Source organism: Nocardia alni, assembly GCF_019038435.1.
GTDB lineage: Bacteria > Actinomycetota > Actinomycetes > Mycobacteriales > Mycobacteriaceae > Nocardia > Nocardia alni.
This window is the reverse complement of record NZ_JAGPOX010000197.1, coordinates 1-14,458: the sequence shown is the minus strand read 5'-3', so window position 1 is coordinate 14,458 and position 14,458 is coordinate 1. Positions and strand designations below refer to the sequence as shown.

The following is a 14,458-nucleotide window of genomic DNA, read 5'->3' as shown; positions in this document are numbered from 1 at the left end:
GACGGGCGGGGGAACGTGCGCCGCGTCGATGACGACCGTCCACGCGCAGACCGGATGCCGGTCGGCAGGCACCCGGGGCGGGCGGTGAATGGGCCGGACCTGCGCATAGGGATTCGTCGCGAGGGCCGTCGCGTCGAAGGTCGGGTCCTCGATGTCGTGGCACATCGCGCGCACATACGACTCGCCCATCGGTTCGACGTCGGCCAGCGCGCCGCAGTGGTCGAGCCAGAATTCGCCGTGATCGTGGTCGTCCACCCGGAAGCGGAAGTCCATGAACTGCGGTGGTGCGCCCACGTCGAGCTGGAGTCCCTTGAAGATGGTGTCGACGCCGTCACCGGCGAAGCCGAGGGCCCGTTGCATCCGGCGGGTGTAGACCGGGCTGGCCACCTGCCATTCCTCGATGGCGATCGCCGTCATGCCCTCCCGGCCGAAAGCGGCGATGCTGTGCGCCATTCCGGACCGGTCGATCAGATGGCCGCTCAACAGGAGCTCCGGCACCAGGGTGGCGAGTTCGGCCCGGCTCAGGTCGGCAAAGCCGCTGTGCCGCTGGGAATCCGGTGTCACCACAGCGGCACCGGCGCTTCGCCGATCTTGTACCAGCCGGGCAGCGGGCCGGAGGCCGCGCGCTGGATGCGCTTGTTCATGCCGTCCGACAGTGCGTTGTTCGTGATCATCTCCATGAACAGGGCACTGACATTGCCGAAGTCGAAAAAGTCGCGCTGCCAGGACCATTGGAAGTCGCCGCCGTAGCGGAACCAGCTGCCGCCGATCCCCGCGGGCGAGTAGTTGGTGCCGTCCGGGCGCTTGGCGTCGGCGACCTGCTTCCACAACCCGATGAGGTTGCCGGAGCGATCGTCGATGACCCAATCCTGATAGGGGTAGGCCCACCCTTCCAGGCCGTCCATCTCCAAACCGACTGCGATATCGCGGATCTCGTCGCGGCCCACCGCCATGAACTCCTGCTTCGGGCCGTAGTTCCAGCCGTAGGTGGCGTCCTCGGTGTAGTACTCCGCGAGCGGCCGCCAGTCGCCCGCGGCCTCGCAATCCTTGTTGGCCTGCAACCAGCGGCTCACCATCTCGTCGAGCTCGGCGCGGTCGAAACCAGCCATGGTAGTTGTCCTTTCGAATCCGGATGGGGAGGTCAATCGTCTTCGGTGATCATCAGGGCCTGGGTGGGGCAGTAGCGCACGGCGCGCTCGACCGCCTCGCGGGCCTCCGGTTCAGGATGCCGATTCAGCACCTCGACCGTGCCCCGACTGGGCACGTCGAAGAATTCGGGCGCCTCCGCCTGGCAGACGGCGTGGCCCTGACACAGATCCAGGTCGGCGGTGATCTTCACGGGCTGCTCACCTGGGCCTCTGGTCGCAGTTCGGTGAGTTGGATATGGGCGCCGCGCGGGGCAGACACCACCGCGACGATGGCCGTGGCCAGGTTCACCGCCCGCAGCATTTCCGGATGGCGTGCGAAACCCCACCTCGACCAGTCCTCGAGGACCGGGCCGATGATCTCCTCGGTGGTGTCCATGCCCATTCCGGTCATGGTGGGGCCGGGCCGCACGATGGAGGCGCGCACGCCGGTGCCCTCGAGTTCCATCGCCATCTGCCGAGCCATGGCCTCCACGGCGGATTTGGCCGCGGGATAGGCGCCCATCCGCGGCCGGGGCGAGTGCGAGGTGTCCGAGCTGATCATGACGAAATCCCCACGCCGGCGCCCGATCATATCGGGCACGACCCGGTGCACGAGGCGTTGCACACCCAGCAGGTGGACATCGACCTGCGCGCCGAACTGATCGGGCGTCATCTCGTGGATCAGGGAGAACTGGAGGTCTCCCGCGCCGGTCACCACGATTTCCGTTGGGCCGAGGGCGGATTCGGCCGCCGTGACGAACTCGTCGACCGATGCCGTGTCGGTGACGTCGAGGCGGTGTGCGACGGCCTCGCCACCGGCGCTGCGGATCTTCTCGGCGAGCGCCTCGCACTGATCCGTGCGCCGTGCGCCCAGAGCCACCGGATGGCCGGCTTCGGCGAGCGCCTCGGCGGTGGCGGCCCCGATTCCGGAGGAGGCGCCGGCGATCAGGGCCGGTCGTCGTGCGGGCTGGGGTTCGAATCGTGGCATCAACGGACCTCCACGGTGATGGGAAGATGGGCGAAGCCGCGGACGTTGGTCGAGTGCACGCGCTCGATGCCGTCCTCGACCAGGTGGTAGCCGCGCACGCGGGCGGCGAATTCGCGCAGTGCGATGGTGGTTTCGAGGCGGGCCAGGTGGGCGCCGAGGCAGAAGTGCACTCCCGCACCGAAACTCGCCAGGTTGCCCTTGGCGGCGCGGTCGATGAGGAAGGTGTCGCCGTCCTCGAACACCTCCGAATCCCGGTTGGCCGAACCGATCAGCAGCAGCACCTTCGAGCCGGCGGGAATGCTCGCGCCGTGCATCTCGATATCGGTCGCGGCGCTGCGCGCGACGATCTGGCTCGAGGTGTCGTACCGCAGGGTCTCCTCGACCCAGTCGGGGACGAGCTCCTGGTCCGCGGCGACCTTGGCGTATTCGCCGGGGTTGCGGGCGGCCCAGAACAGCGCGTTGCCCAGGAGTTTGGTGGTGGTCTCGTTACCCGCCACCACCATCAGGAACATGAAGCCGATGATCTCCTCGTCGGTCAGCCGGTCCCCGTCGATCTCGGCGTCGAGCAGGGCGGAGGTGAGGTCCTCGGTGGGGGTGCGGCGACGCTCGGTGACCATGTCGCTGTAGTAGGCGATCAGGCGCAGCGACGAGTCGATCGCGGCGGGCGGCACGTCGAGCACCCCGTCCTCACGGTGCACCACGAGGTCGGCCAGCTTGCGGATCTCGGCACGATCCGGCGCGGGGACGCCCATGAGCTCGGAGATCACGTCCATCGGCAGCTTCCCGGCGAAATCCTCGATCCAGTCGAAGGTTTCGCCGGCCAGCGCCGGTTCCAGATGTCGCAGCGTCAACTCGTGGATGCGGGAGTCCAGTTCGGTGACCCGGCGCGGGGTGAAGCCCTTGTAGACGAGCTTGCGCATCCGCATGTGCCGCGGATCGTCCATCGCCAGGAAGGACATGGTGCGATGCGCGTGCGGACCCCAGGCGGCCGGATCCAGGGACACCCCGTTGGCGCTGGACAGGCGAACGTTGTCGCGGAAGGCGGCGATGACGTCCGCGTGCCGGGACAACGCCCAGAAGTTCAGGTCCGGGTTGTAGTACAGCGGCGCCTCGGTGCGCAGGCGCTGATACGTCGGGTACGGGTCGTCGTGGAACCGGTAGTCGTAGGGGTCGAACGTGAACGGCTCCAGTTCGGTGGAAGTCATCACGCATACCTCGCAGTCGATCGTGTAGACCTCCGGGAGTGGGCCGATGACCCGTCAGCGGAAGACACATAGCTGGACATGTGTCTGGACGGTATCACTGACAGTGGTCCGTCTCAATGGGTGAGGGCATAAGGGTGTGCACTTGTGCCTTCTCGTCACCGGAACTATATTCCGAACAACTGTCCAGACACTATTCGGAGGATTCGATGAATGGTCTCGTCCCCGCGGGCGGAACCCCTCTGCTGATCGATGGCCGGCTGGTCGCCGGCGGGATGGGGACCTTCGCGACGATCAACCCCGCGACCGAGGAGGTGCTCGGCGAGGCCGCCAACGCGTCCGCCGAGGACCTGGACGCGGCGATCGGCGCGGCCCGCACCGCCTTCGACACCACCGATTGGTCCCGCGACCACGCGTTCCGCGCGCACTGCCTGCGCCAATTACGAGACGCCATGCGCGAGAACATCGAGGATCTGCGCGCGATCACCATCGCGGAGGCCGGCGCGCCCGTGATGCTGACCAGCGGCCCGCAGCTGGAAGGACCGGTCGGTGATCTGTCCTTCGCCGCCGATCTGGCCGAAAACTACAGCTGGCGAACCGATCTCGGCGATGCCAAGCAGATGGGCATCGCCAGCCACCGGGTGCTGCGCCGGGAAGCCGTCGGCGTCGTCGGTGCGATCACCCCGTGGAACTTCCCGCATCAGATCAACCTGGCGAAGCTGGGGCCGGCGCTCGCGGCCGGTAATACCGTCGTCCTCAAGCCCGCCCCGGACACGCCCTGGTGTGCGGCGGCGCTGGCCTCGCTGATCGTGGAGCACACCGACATTCCCGCCGGAGTGCTCAACATCGTCACCTCCGACGATCACGAGCTCGGCGCCCGGCTGGTGGCCGACCCGCGGGTCGACATGATCACCTTCACCGGGTCCACCCGGACCGGTCGTTCGGTGATGGTCGGCGCGTCGGCGACTCTGAAGCGCACCTTTCTCGAACTCGGCGGCAAGTCGGCCGCGATCGTGCTCGACGACGCGGATATCGGTGCGGCCGTGGGGTACACGGCGTTCTCCGTCGCGGTGCACGCCGGTCAGGGGTGCGCGCTGACCACCCGGATGCTGGTGCCGCGCGCGGCCTACGACGAGGCGGTCTCCCTGGCGGCCAGGACCCTCGGGAGCATTCGCGCCGGAGATCCGACCGATCCCGGAACCGTCTGCGGCCCACTGATTTCCGCGCGCCAGCGCGAGCGCGTCGAGCGGTACGTCGATATCGCGCGCGCCGAGGGCGGGCGGATCGTGGTCGGTGGCGGGCGGCCTGCCGGTCGGGAGTGTGGATACTTCGTCGAGCCGACCCTCATCGCCGATGTTCCCAACACCGCGACGGTCGCGCAGGAGGAGATCTTCGGGCCGGTGCTGGTGGTCGTCCCGCACGACGGTGACGCCGATGCCGTTCGCCTGGCCAACGAATCGCCCTACGGGCTCTCGGGTGCGGTCTGGGGGACCGATGCCGAGCGGATCGAGCAGGTCGTCTCGGGGGTGCGGACCGGAACGCTCAGCGTGAACGGTGGGCTGTGGTACCACGCCGACGCGCCCTTCGGCGGCTACAAGCAATCCGGAATCGGCCGCGAAATGGGTGTCGCGGGATTCGAGGAGTACCTGGAAACGAAGCTGATCGCCACCCCCGCATAATCTTTCGACCTCGAGGAGTCAGAATCTCATGTCTCGTTTCACCGGACGTACCGCCATCGTCACCGGCGCCGCTCAGGGCATCGGCGCCGTCTATGCCAAGGCGCTGGCGGCCGAGGGCGCCAATGTCGTTGTCGCCGACCTCAATGCCGAGCGCGGCGAAGCCGTCGCGAAGCAGATCGTCGCCGACGGCGGCTCCGCCGTATTCCACCGCGTCGACGTCTCGGATCCCGAATCTGCCATGGCCCTGGCGGAATTCACCGTCGAGCGGTTCGGCGCGATCAACCATCTGGTCAACAACGCCGCCATCTACGGCGAGATGAAGCTCGATCTGCTGCTGACCGTGCCGTGGGATTACTACAAGAAGTTCATGAGCGTCAACCTCGACGGCGCGCTGAATGTGACCCGGGCGGTCTGGCAGCACATGGTCAAGGCCGGCGGCGGGTCGATCGTCAATCAGTCCTCCACGGCCGCGTGGCTGTACTCCGGATTCTACGGGCTGGCGAAGGTCGGCATCAACGGCCTGACCCAGCAGTTGGCCACCGAACTCGGCGGATCCAAGATCCGCATCAACGCGATCGCGCCGGGCCCGATCGACACCGAGGCCACCCAGACCGTCACGCCGGGAAATATCGTGAAGGACATGGTCTCTCGCATCCCGATCAAGCGCATGGGCACCCCGGAAGACCTGGTTGGCGCCTGCCTGTATCTGCTCTCCGACGACGCGGGCTGGGTCACCGGCCATATCCTCAACGTCGATGGCGGCCAGATCATCCGGTGAGTGAGGGGCAGATCCTGGCCGGTCGTGGGTGGCGGCAGCGGCATTGGACTGCCGGGCGAATCTCTCCGTCCCCGGGACAGGGTGGACGATGTACATATGCAGAGCACAGTGATCGAAGTGAAGACGGGACACAATGAAGTCGTCCACGACCTCACGCCCCACTGTTCGGCCTTCCTGCGTGAGGCAGCGGCAGGGCGCGACGGGCTGCTGCACGTGTTCGTCCCGCACGCCACCGCGGGCATCGCCCTGATCGAACTGGGCGCGGGCAGCGACGACGACCTGCTCGCCGCCCTCGGGGACCTGCTCCCGGCCGACGACCGCTGGCGCCATGCCCACGGCTCCCCTGGCCACGGACGTTCACACGTCATGCCCGCACTGATCGCGCCCTACGCGAGCATCCCGGTCCTGCACGGTGAGATGGCGCTGGGCACTTGGCAATCGGTCGCGATGGTCGACCTCAACGTGGACAACCTCGTCCGGCAGGTGCGATTGTCGTTCCTGGCCGGATGAGCGCACCGCCCCGACTGCCGCGGGCAGGCGTGGGATGCGGCGAGAATGGTGCGGGCGACTCGATTCTCAGCGTCGAGGTTTGCGATGAAGATGCGGGCCGTCCTGGGCGGGGAGGCTCGGCAACGGTAGTCGCGTCCGCCGCGAGAAACTCTTAAGCTGACGCCGTGGTTTCAGGTCGATCGATGGTCGACGGGCGTTTCGAATTGATCGACTCGCTCGGCAGTGGGGGAATGGGGACGGTGTGGCGTGCTTACGACAGCGCACTGCATCGTCAAGTGGCGCTGAAGGAGGTGCTCGCCGAGGCATCGGGGGCGGCGGCGGATGTGCAGCGCGAGCGCGTGCTTCGGGAGGCGCGGGCGCTGGCTCGCATCGGTCACCCGAATGTCGTTGCCATCCATCATATTGTCGATTCACCCGCGGAACCGCATCCGTGGCTGGTGATGGAGTTGGTCCGGGGTGGTTCGCTGGCCGATCGGCTGGCCGCCGGGCCGATGGCGCCGGCGTGGGTCGCGCAGATCGGCCGCGGGTTGCTGGCCGGGCTGCGCGCGGCGCATGCGGTGGGGGTTCAGCATCGCGATATCAAGCCGGCGAATGTGTTGCTGCGTGAGGATGATTCGCCGGTGCTCACCGACTTCGGCATCGCCGCGATCGCCGGTCAGGAGAGTTTGACCTCGACCGGCATCGTGCTCGGCTCGCTGGAATACGTCGCGCCGGAACGGCTCACCGGTGTGGAGGGGCATCCGGCGTCGGATCTGTGGTCGCTGGGGCTGCTGCTGTTCGCCGCGGTCGAGGGGTATCAGCCGATGCGGCGGGAAACCTCGATCGCCTCGATCGCGGCCGTCATGAAGGGGGAGGTGCCCGAGATCCGGCAGGCCGGCCCGCTGACCCCGGTACTGCGCGCCCTGCTGACTCCCGACCCGGACCGCCGCCCTCTGCTGGGCCAGGTCGATTCGATGCTGGCCCAGGTGATTTCGGGATCGTGGGCGGCGGTGCCGGTGGACTCCGTTTCTTCCGGGTCGCCGCGGACGCCGTACGGGGCGAATGCGGCGTATTCCGGGTCGTCGCCCGCGACAATGCCGCCGCCTACGACGATCTCGTCGCCCGCGTCGGTTTCGCCGCGCACGATGGGGCCGCCGCACGTCGCGATGCCTTTGCACACGACGGTCTCGTCGCCCGCGTCGGTGCCGCCACCCGCGTCAGTTTCGCCGCATGCGTCAGTTTCGCGGCAAACATCGATGCCGCAGCAACTGTCGATGCCGCAGCAAGTGTCACTGCCTCCGCACGCGACAATGGCTCCGGACACATCAATGCCGCCGCACGGGACGATGCCGCCGCACGGGGCAATGCCGCCCCACGCGACGGTGCCGCCGCCCCACGCAATCGCCACACCGCGTCGCAGAGGGATCTGGATCGGCGCGGGATCGGCGATCGTCGTCGTGGCCGCGGCGGTCGCCGCCGTACTGGTGTGGCAGCAGGCCGGCGGCTCGGATGCGAGCGGGCCGGACTCCGCCGTGACATCCCCGGCTACAGCAGATCCCGCGACCCCTGGCAACATCCCGGGCATGACGACCGCACCCGGCGGGCAGCAGACGACCGACCTGCTCACCCCCACGGGTGTGCGCCAGGCCATCGCCGCCCTCGAACAGGCTACCGGCGGACAACAATTCACCGAGACCACCATCTATCCGACATACGTGAATACCGGCGCCCCGGTTCACAACCAACCCACCGAGTACGACAACTTCATCTATCGCGACGGCAAGGCCAGCAGAGAGGGCGCCGGCGGCGAGATGGACGGCGAGGACACGGCGAATCTCGACATCATCTCCTGGGGCACGCTTCCCGCCCTGCTCCAGACCGCGCAGGCGAAACTCGGTGTTCCCAAGCCAACCATGCGGTACGTGATCGTGGATCCGTCATGGGCCTTCAACGACGACAAACCCACTCTCCTGGTCCATCTGAACGACGAGTACGGCGGCGCCTACCTGGCCGCCGACATCGACGGCACGGTAGTGAAGCTGATGCCGCGCAAGTGAGTGCCTTGCGCGATCCCGGGTCACCGATGCGTGTTCCGACTCTCGGCATAGGCGGTGACGACGGGGGCGAGTTCGTCGGGGCCGGCGCCGTGCATGATCACCGCGTCCGCTCCGTAGTCGAATTCTTCGTGCACGCGGCCTGCGCACTGCCGGGGTGATCCCGTGGCGGCAGGTTCCAGCCACGTGTCGGGGATCAGCGTGGCGATGTGCTCGATCTGGTCGGCGGTGGCTTTGTGGTCGATGCCGCCGGGGATCGATTGGACCACCGGGTCGGCGCGGAAGCGTTGCAGGACAGCGGGATCCCAGTCGTTGGTGCGTACCATCAGGTCGCCGTAGCCCTGGAGGTAGGTGGCCAGGCGGGCGACGGTCTTGTGGAGTCGTACAGGTTCGGGGAGGTGGTCGCCGACGGTGGCCAGGCAGGACCAGACTCGGACGGTGTCCGGATCGCGTCCCGCCTTCTCCGCGGCGTCTTTGACGGTCCGCACGGACCGTTGCAGCGTTTCCGGGGTGAAATAGGTGTGCAGGATGACGTCGTCGAAGGCTCGACCGCCCAATGCCAGTGTGCGCGGGCCGAATCCGACGATCGCCAGCCGGATGTCCTCGTCGAAGTCGGGGTCCAGGAACAGGACGGGGTAGTGCCCGATGGGACCGTCGTGGTTGATGATCGCCTCGCCGTGCCACAGTCGGCGCATCACCGCGGCGAAGTCCTCCATCTGGGCCGTGGTGACGGCGGGGATGCCGAAGCCCGAGTAGATCGCGGCGATGCCACGGCCGATGCCGAGGGTGAAACGGCCGCCGGACAGGCGGTGCACGGTGCTCGCCCAGGATCCGGTGATGAGGGGGTGCCGGGTGTTGTGATTCGTTGCGGCGGTGGTGATTCGCATGCGCGAGGTGACCGCGCACGCGGCGCCGGTGAGCGACGACGCCTCCTTGACGTTCCATCGTTCGGAGATGAAGGCGGTGCCGAATCCGAGTTCCTCGCCGCGGCGCGCCTCATCGATCAGACTTGCCGGGCCCTTTCCGCCCGCACCGGCGAGCAGGTAGTAGCCGAGCTCGTCGAAAGCAGTCGTGGTCATGCAGGTCTCCTGCCATCGAGATCTACGTCATACCAGATGTATTGTGATAACTTCTATCGAAAGGTAGAACACGTGTCAATATATGAGGCCGTACGCGTCGCCCGTCAGCCGTAGCGACGAGATTGCGCATTTCATACCTCGACGGGACGCCGTTGCGGTACAACCGAACCACCCTTTCTACGAAGTTCGAGGTGCCATGAGAACCAAAGGCGCGCTGCTGTGGGAATTCAACAAGCCGTGGCAGATCGAGGAGATCGATATCGGTGACCCCCGTCGCGACGAGGTCGCGATCCGGATGGAAACCGCCGGCATGTGCCACTCCGACCACCACTTGGTGACGGGCGGCATCCCGATGATGGGTTTCCCCGTGCTGGGCGGGCACGAGGGGGCTGGCATCGTCACCGACGTCGGCCCGGGCGTGGAGGATCTCGCGCCGGGCGACCATGTGGTGTTGTCGTTCATTCCGTCCTGCGGCAAGTGCCCCTCGTGTCAGGCCGGGCTGCGTAATCTCTGTGATCTCGGCGCGGGCCTGCTCGGCGGCGCCTCGGTCTCCGACGGATCGTTCCGTGTCCAGGCGCGCGGGCAGGACGTGTACCCGATGAGCCTGCTGGGCACGTTCGCGCCGTACATGGTCGTGCACAAGACCTCGGTGGTGAAGATCGACCCGTCGATCCCGTTCGAGGTGGCCTGCCTGGTGGGGTGCGGTGTCACCACCGGTTACGGCTCGGCGGTGCGCACCGCCGACGTGCGGCCGGGAGAGGACGTGGCCGTCATCGGGCTCGGTGGTGTCGGGATGTCGGCGCTGCAGGGCGTGGTCGCCGCGGGTGCGCGGTACATCTTCGCGGTGGATCCGATCGCGTGGAAGCGTGAACAGGCGCTGAAGTTCGGCGCGACCCACGCCTACGAGACCGTGGAAGCCGCCACCGCCGGGGCTGCCGAGATCACCGCGGGCGGGATGGCCAGGAAGGTCATCGTGACGGTCGGCGAGGTCCACGGCAAGGATGTCGACACCTGGATGGGCATCACCGCCAAGGCGGGCACCTGCGTGCTGACGGCGATGGGCCGCCTGGAGGACAACCAGACGACCCTGAACCTGGCGATGCTGACATTGCTGCAGAAGAGCCTGAAGGGCACCATTTTCGGCGGCGGCAACCCGCAGTACGACATTCCGCATCTGCTGTCGATGTACAAGGCCGGCAAGCTCAACCTCGACGACATGGTCACCCGGGAATACAGCCTCGACCAGATCAACGACGGATATCGGGATATGCTCGAGGGCCGCAACATTCGCGGCGTAATCCGGTTCACCGACGCGGATCGATAATCCGAAGGACGCGACGCCTCCGTCCTCCGGTGTGAAGTTCTACCTCGGCACGGGATCTTCACCTCTGGCGGAGGCGGTCGAAATCTGTAGGGCCGCAGACGAACTCGGCTACGACGGCAGGGTACGAAGAGGTTCCGGGCGGGCCTGCGATTGTGAAGTCCTATCCCGGTTCGGGCGGCAAGCCGTACTGTGTCGCTATCCCGCTGAGCAGCAACGCGATTCGCTCATGGAATGTGGGCTCGTCGAACGGGTCGTAGCCGGAATTGGCCAGGGCGCGCAAGGCGGGATACCGAGACGGGTCGCTGCGCGCGGTGAGCTGGAAGATTCGCGCCAGCCACGGGTGCCCGCGCCCGGCGTGCACGTTTTCGCGATGCGTCTCGCTGGCACTGCCGATCGCCATCGCGGTGACCGCTCCGAGCACCGTGATCGCCTCGTCGGGCGTCAGCCCCTGCTCGCACAGCGTATCGAGAGCGTGCGCGATGTACTCCATCTCCCCGTCGACGGGCACGCCGCCGCCGACGAACTTCTCCACCAGCGCGGGTTCGGCCACGAGCACCGTACGAATGTACGACGCGTAGGCGTGTAACCAGGTTGCCCAATGTTCGCCGGTGTACCGCGGCGGCGGACATTGGGCGAACGCGGCCTGGGTGGCCAGCCGCAGCAACTCGTCCTGGTTCTTCACGTGGTGATAGAGCCCGGGCAGGCTCACGCCGAGGTGCTGCGCGACCCCGCGCATGGTGACGTTGGCGGTGCCGATCGCCAGCACCGCCTCGGTGATCGCGCTCTTGTCGATGCGCGGCGGGCGGCCGCGCCGGGACATCGGATCGCTGGTCGTCATCGGCGTCAGTTTATCAACGGAGTTTTCATAATTACGTTCATAAGGTCTCGTCTCGAGGCGGAGGCAAGCGATCAGCGATTCGGATCGGAGAGCAGGCCGGGCATCACGAAACGCCGCATATGCCGCAACAGCGCCCGGGGATCGTCGGAGTCGATGGTCTCGCCGGGTACGGTGCCCAGGCTGATCAGCACCCGGGCCACCCATTCGGCGACCTCGGCCGGGTCGTGACGGGGATGGATCTCGCCTCGGTCGATCGCGGCGTCCACATAGGGACGCCAGAACGCCGCCAGATCGGGGACCAGTCCCGAGACGGCCGCACCCGCGCAGGCCGCGAACTCCTCCGGCTCGGCCGTGCGCAACCGCATCACCAGCGCACCCGGATCCTCGTAGACCCCGCGCCCGACGCGCACGCCGACCGCCAACTGCTCGGCGAACGTGTCCACCGCGCCGAGTGCCGCATGCGCCTCGGCCGAGAACGCATCGGTGAGGCGGACGATGGCCGCGCCGAGCAGCGACGCCTTGTCGGGAAAGTGCCGATACAGCCAGGCGCGCGAGACCCCGGCCTCCTCGGCCACCTCGCTGACGGTGGTCGCGCGAATGCCCTTGCGGGCCAGCAGCTTCTGCGCCGCGTCGAGGAGGCGGTCGACCACGCCGAGTTCCTGTGTTTCGGTCACGCCTGCCTTTCGTGCCCGCTCACCGCGCCACGCCATTGATTCCTGGAAAACCGTAGCAATGCGTCCGGGGATCTGACATGCTACCGGGGTGTAGACAGATTCTAAAATCTGTCTACACCTGGAAAGGATCTGCGATGCACCTACCGCGTACGGCCGTCATCGGCGCTGGTATCAGCGGGTTGACCGCGAGCAAGATGCTCTCGGACTACGGCGTGCCCCTCGCCTGCTTCGAATCCTCCGATCGAGTGGGCGGCAACTGGGCGTTCGGCAATCCGAACGGTCATTCCAGCGCCTATCGGTCGCTGCACATCGACACCTCGAAGCATCAGCTGTCGTTCCGCGATTTTCCTATGCCACAGGACTATCCGGACTTTCCGCACCACACTCAGATCAAGCGGTATCTGGACGACTACTGCGCGGCGTTCGGGCTGGGCGAGCACATCGAGTTCCGCAACGGGGTGCTCAGCGCGCGCCGGCTGCCGGGCGGCGGCTGGGAGCTGGACACCGAGCGCACCGGGACGCGACGGTTCGATCTGCTGGTGGTGGCCAACGGGCATCACTGGGATCCGCGCTATCCGGATTTCCCCGGGGAATTCACCGGCGAGACGTTGCACGCGCACCACTACATCGATCCGCGGACGCCGCTGGACTTCTCGAATCGGCGCATTCTGGTCGTCGGACTCGGAAACAGCGCGGCCGATATCGCGGTGGAATTGTCGTCGAAGGCGCTCGGGAACACGCTGAGCCTGTCCACCCGGTCGGGCGCGTGGATCGTGCCCAAATACATCGCGGGCCGCCCTGCCGACAAGTACTACCGCACCAGCCCGCACATACCGCTGTCCTGGCAGCGCAAGATCGCGCAGTGGGGTCAGCCGCTGACAGCGGGACGGCCGGAGAATTACGGGCTGCCCACGCCCAACCACAATTTCTTCGAGGCGCACCCGACGCAGTCGGTGGAACTGCCGCTGCGGTTGGGTTCCGGCGACGTGCTCGCGAAACCCGATATCGCGCGGCTGGACGGGCGGACCGTCCATTTCACCGACGGCACCAGCGGCGAGTTCGACATCATCGTCTACGCCACCGGCTACAACATCACCTTTCCCTTTTTCGATCCGGAATTCATCAGCGCACCGGACAACCGGATAGACCTGTACAAGCGCATGTTCGTGCCCGGTATCGAGGATCTGATGTTCGCCGGTTTCGCCCAATCCACCCCGACGCTGTTCCCGTTCGTCGAATGCCAGGCGCGTCTGATCGGCGCGTACGCGGTCGGGCGGTACCGCCTGCCCGCGCCGCACGAGATGCGCCGGGTGATCGCCTCGGATCAGCAGCGTTACACCGGGCACATGCTGGACCGGCCCCGGCACACCCAGCAGGTCGACTACTTCCTCTACGAACACGATATGCGCACGCGCGAAATACCGGCCGGACAGCGGCGTGCCGCCCGCGACGGTGGTCCGCGGTGGGCCGGGGTCGCCGACGCCCCGATGAGCGCGGGAGCGTGACAGTGGCGAGCTATCGGGCACTTTCGTTCATATCGCACGGAACCACGTGCGACGCATGGTATTTCGAACCTGCGGGGAGCGGTCCGTTCACCTCGGGCGAGGGCGTCCCGGTGGTCGTGATGGCGCACGGCTTCGGCGGCACCAAGGATTCGGGCCTCGAGCCGTTCGCGAGTCGGCTCGCCGAATCCGGGCTGGCGGTCTTCGCGTTCGACTATCGGGGTTTCGGCGCCTCCGGTGGTCAACCGCGCCAACGGATCTCGCTCACCGGACAGGTCGAGGACTATCGCGCCGCCATCGCCGCGGCGGGCCGGGCGCCCGGTGCCGACGCGCGGCGGATCGTGCTGTGGGGCATATCCCAATCCGGCGGACACGTGCTGAGCCTGGCGGCCGACCGGGCCGACGTCTGCGCGGTCGTCGCGATGGTCCCCATGATCGACGGACTCTCCGCCGGACGCTCCGCCATGACCCAGGTCGGCGTCGGGGCCGTGGCCCGCTCAGGCGCCAAGGCGGTCCGCAGCGCACTGGCCGGACGCCTGGGCGGCAAGCCGACGATGATGCCACTGGTCGGCAAGCCCGGCGAGTACGCGGCCCTGACCGCCGACGGCTACTACGAGCAATACCTGGCAGTCGCCGGCCCGACCTGGCAAAACGCGGTCGATGCCGCCGTAGGCCTGGAGATCGGCGCCTACCGCGCGGCCCGCCGCGCCGCCCGCATCACCGC

At 67.3% G+C, this 14,458-nt stretch carries 14 protein-coding genes and 1 pseudogene; 7 read left to right on the top strand and 8 right to left on the bottom strand.

Features of this window, described 5'->3' with window-relative positions:
- From JZ791_RS40400 to JZ791_RS40380, 5 genes and pseudogenes are all read right to left on the bottom strand, one after another.
- A pseudogene (locus JZ791_RS40400) lies at positions 1-564 on the bottom strand (hypothetical protein); the annotation flags it as partial.
- Positions 561-1,109, bottom strand: coding sequence for a nuclear transport factor 2 family protein (locus tag JZ791_RS40395; RefSeq protein ID WP_216902636.1), 549 nt, complete (start codon positions 1,107-1,109; stop codon positions 561-563). The gene JZ791_RS40395 and the pseudogene JZ791_RS40400, both read right to left, overlap by 4 nt.
- Positions 1,110-1,141: 32 nt before the next feature.
- The gene (locus tag JZ791_RS40390) at positions 1,142-1,339 is read right to left on the bottom strand and encodes a ferredoxin (protein WP_216902634.1); all 198 of its coding nucleotides are present in this window, start codon (positions 1,337-1,339) and stop codon (positions 1,142-1,144) included.
- Entirely contained in the window at positions 1,336-2,115 is a 780-nt protein-coding gene (locus tag JZ791_RS40385) for an SDR family oxidoreductase (RefSeq protein ID WP_216902633.1), read from the bottom strand. The genes JZ791_RS40390 and JZ791_RS40385 overlap by 4 nt, the downstream gene beginning before the upstream one ends.
- Positions 2,115-3,320, bottom strand: a complete 1,206-nt coding sequence (locus JZ791_RS40380; RefSeq protein WP_216902632.1) for a cytochrome P450 — start codon at positions 3,318-3,320, stop codon at positions 2,115-2,117. Before JZ791_RS40380 ends, JZ791_RS40385 begins: the two co-directional genes overlap by 1 nt.
- Before the next feature lie 206 nt (positions 3,321-3,526).
- Between JZ791_RS40380 and JZ791_RS40375 the strand changes: the two genes are divergently transcribed.
- The 4 genes from JZ791_RS40375 to JZ791_RS40360 all read left to right on the top strand — a co-directional run bounded on the left by JZ791_RS40375 (position 3,527) and on the right by JZ791_RS40360 (position 8,320).
- The gene (locus JZ791_RS40375; RefSeq protein WP_216902631.1) at positions 3,527-4,996 is read left to right on the top strand and encodes an aldehyde dehydrogenase; all 1,470 of its coding nucleotides are present in this window, start codon (positions 3,527-3,529) and stop codon (positions 4,994-4,996) included.
- 28 nt (positions 4,997-5,024) lie between these two features.
- Positions 5,025-5,774 (top strand): SDR family oxidoreductase, encoded by a 750-nt coding sequence (locus tag JZ791_RS40370; protein WP_216902630.1) that lies wholly within the window; start codon positions 5,025-5,027, stop codon positions 5,772-5,774.
- 96 nt (positions 5,775-5,870) lie between these two features.
- Positions 5,871-6,284 carry a YjbQ family protein gene (locus JZ791_RS40365; RefSeq protein ID WP_216902629.1) on the top strand — a complete coding sequence of 138 codons (414 nt, stop codon included), beginning with the start codon at positions 5,871-5,873 and terminating at the stop codon, positions 6,282-6,284.
- Positions 6,285-6,448: 164 nt separating this feature from the next.
- The gene (locus JZ791_RS40360) at positions 6,449-8,320 is read left to right on the top strand and encodes a serine/threonine-protein kinase (protein ID WP_216902628.1); all 1,872 of its coding nucleotides are present in this window, start codon (positions 6,449-6,451) and stop codon (positions 8,318-8,320) included.
- Positions 8,321-8,340: 20 nt separating this feature from the next.
- Here the strand turns inward: JZ791_RS40360 and JZ791_RS40355 are convergent, their stop codons facing one another.
- Entirely contained in the window at positions 8,341-9,396 is a 1,056-nt protein-coding gene (locus JZ791_RS40355; RefSeq protein ID WP_216902627.1) for a TIGR03857 family LLM class F420-dependent oxidoreductase, read from the bottom strand.
- A 196-nt stretch (positions 9,397-9,592) separates the two neighbouring features.
- Here JZ791_RS40355 and JZ791_RS40350 point away from each other — a divergent pair, with 196 nt between their 5' ends.
- On the top strand, positions 9,593-10,720 hold the full coding sequence (locus JZ791_RS40350) for an NDMA-dependent alcohol dehydrogenase (RefSeq protein ID WP_216902626.1): 1,128 nt from the start codon (positions 9,593-9,595) through the stop codon (positions 10,718-10,720).
- A 160-nt stretch (positions 10,721-10,880) separates the two neighbouring features.
- Here JZ791_RS40350 and JZ791_RS40345 read toward each other — a convergent pair whose 3' ends face one another.
- Positions 10,881-11,558 (bottom strand): TetR/AcrR family transcriptional regulator C-terminal domain-containing protein, encoded by a 678-nt coding sequence (locus JZ791_RS40345; RefSeq protein ID WP_216902624.1) that lies wholly within the window; start codon positions 11,556-11,558, stop codon positions 10,881-10,883.
- A 71-nt stretch (positions 11,559-11,629) separates the two neighbouring features.
- Positions 11,630-12,268: a TetR/AcrR family transcriptional regulator gene (locus JZ791_RS40340; protein WP_216902622.1), complete on the bottom strand. Its 639-nt coding sequence runs from the start codon at positions 12,266-12,268 to the stop codon at positions 11,630-11,632.
- A 98-nt stretch (positions 12,269-12,366) separates the two neighbouring features.
- Here JZ791_RS40340 and JZ791_RS40335 point away from each other — a divergent pair, with 98 nt between their 5' ends.
- Together JZ791_RS40335 and JZ791_RS40330 are read left to right on the top strand one after the other, a co-directional pair.
- The gene (locus JZ791_RS40335) at positions 12,367-13,737 is read left to right on the top strand and encodes a flavin-containing monooxygenase (protein WP_216902620.1); all 1,371 of its coding nucleotides are present in this window, start codon (positions 12,367-12,369) and stop codon (positions 13,735-13,737) included.
- Positions 13,734-14,458: alpha/beta hydrolase (locus tag JZ791_RS40330; protein WP_308163415.1), on the top strand; the 725-nt coding region annotated here is incomplete at its 3' end. The genes JZ791_RS40335 and JZ791_RS40330, both read left to right, overlap by 4 nt.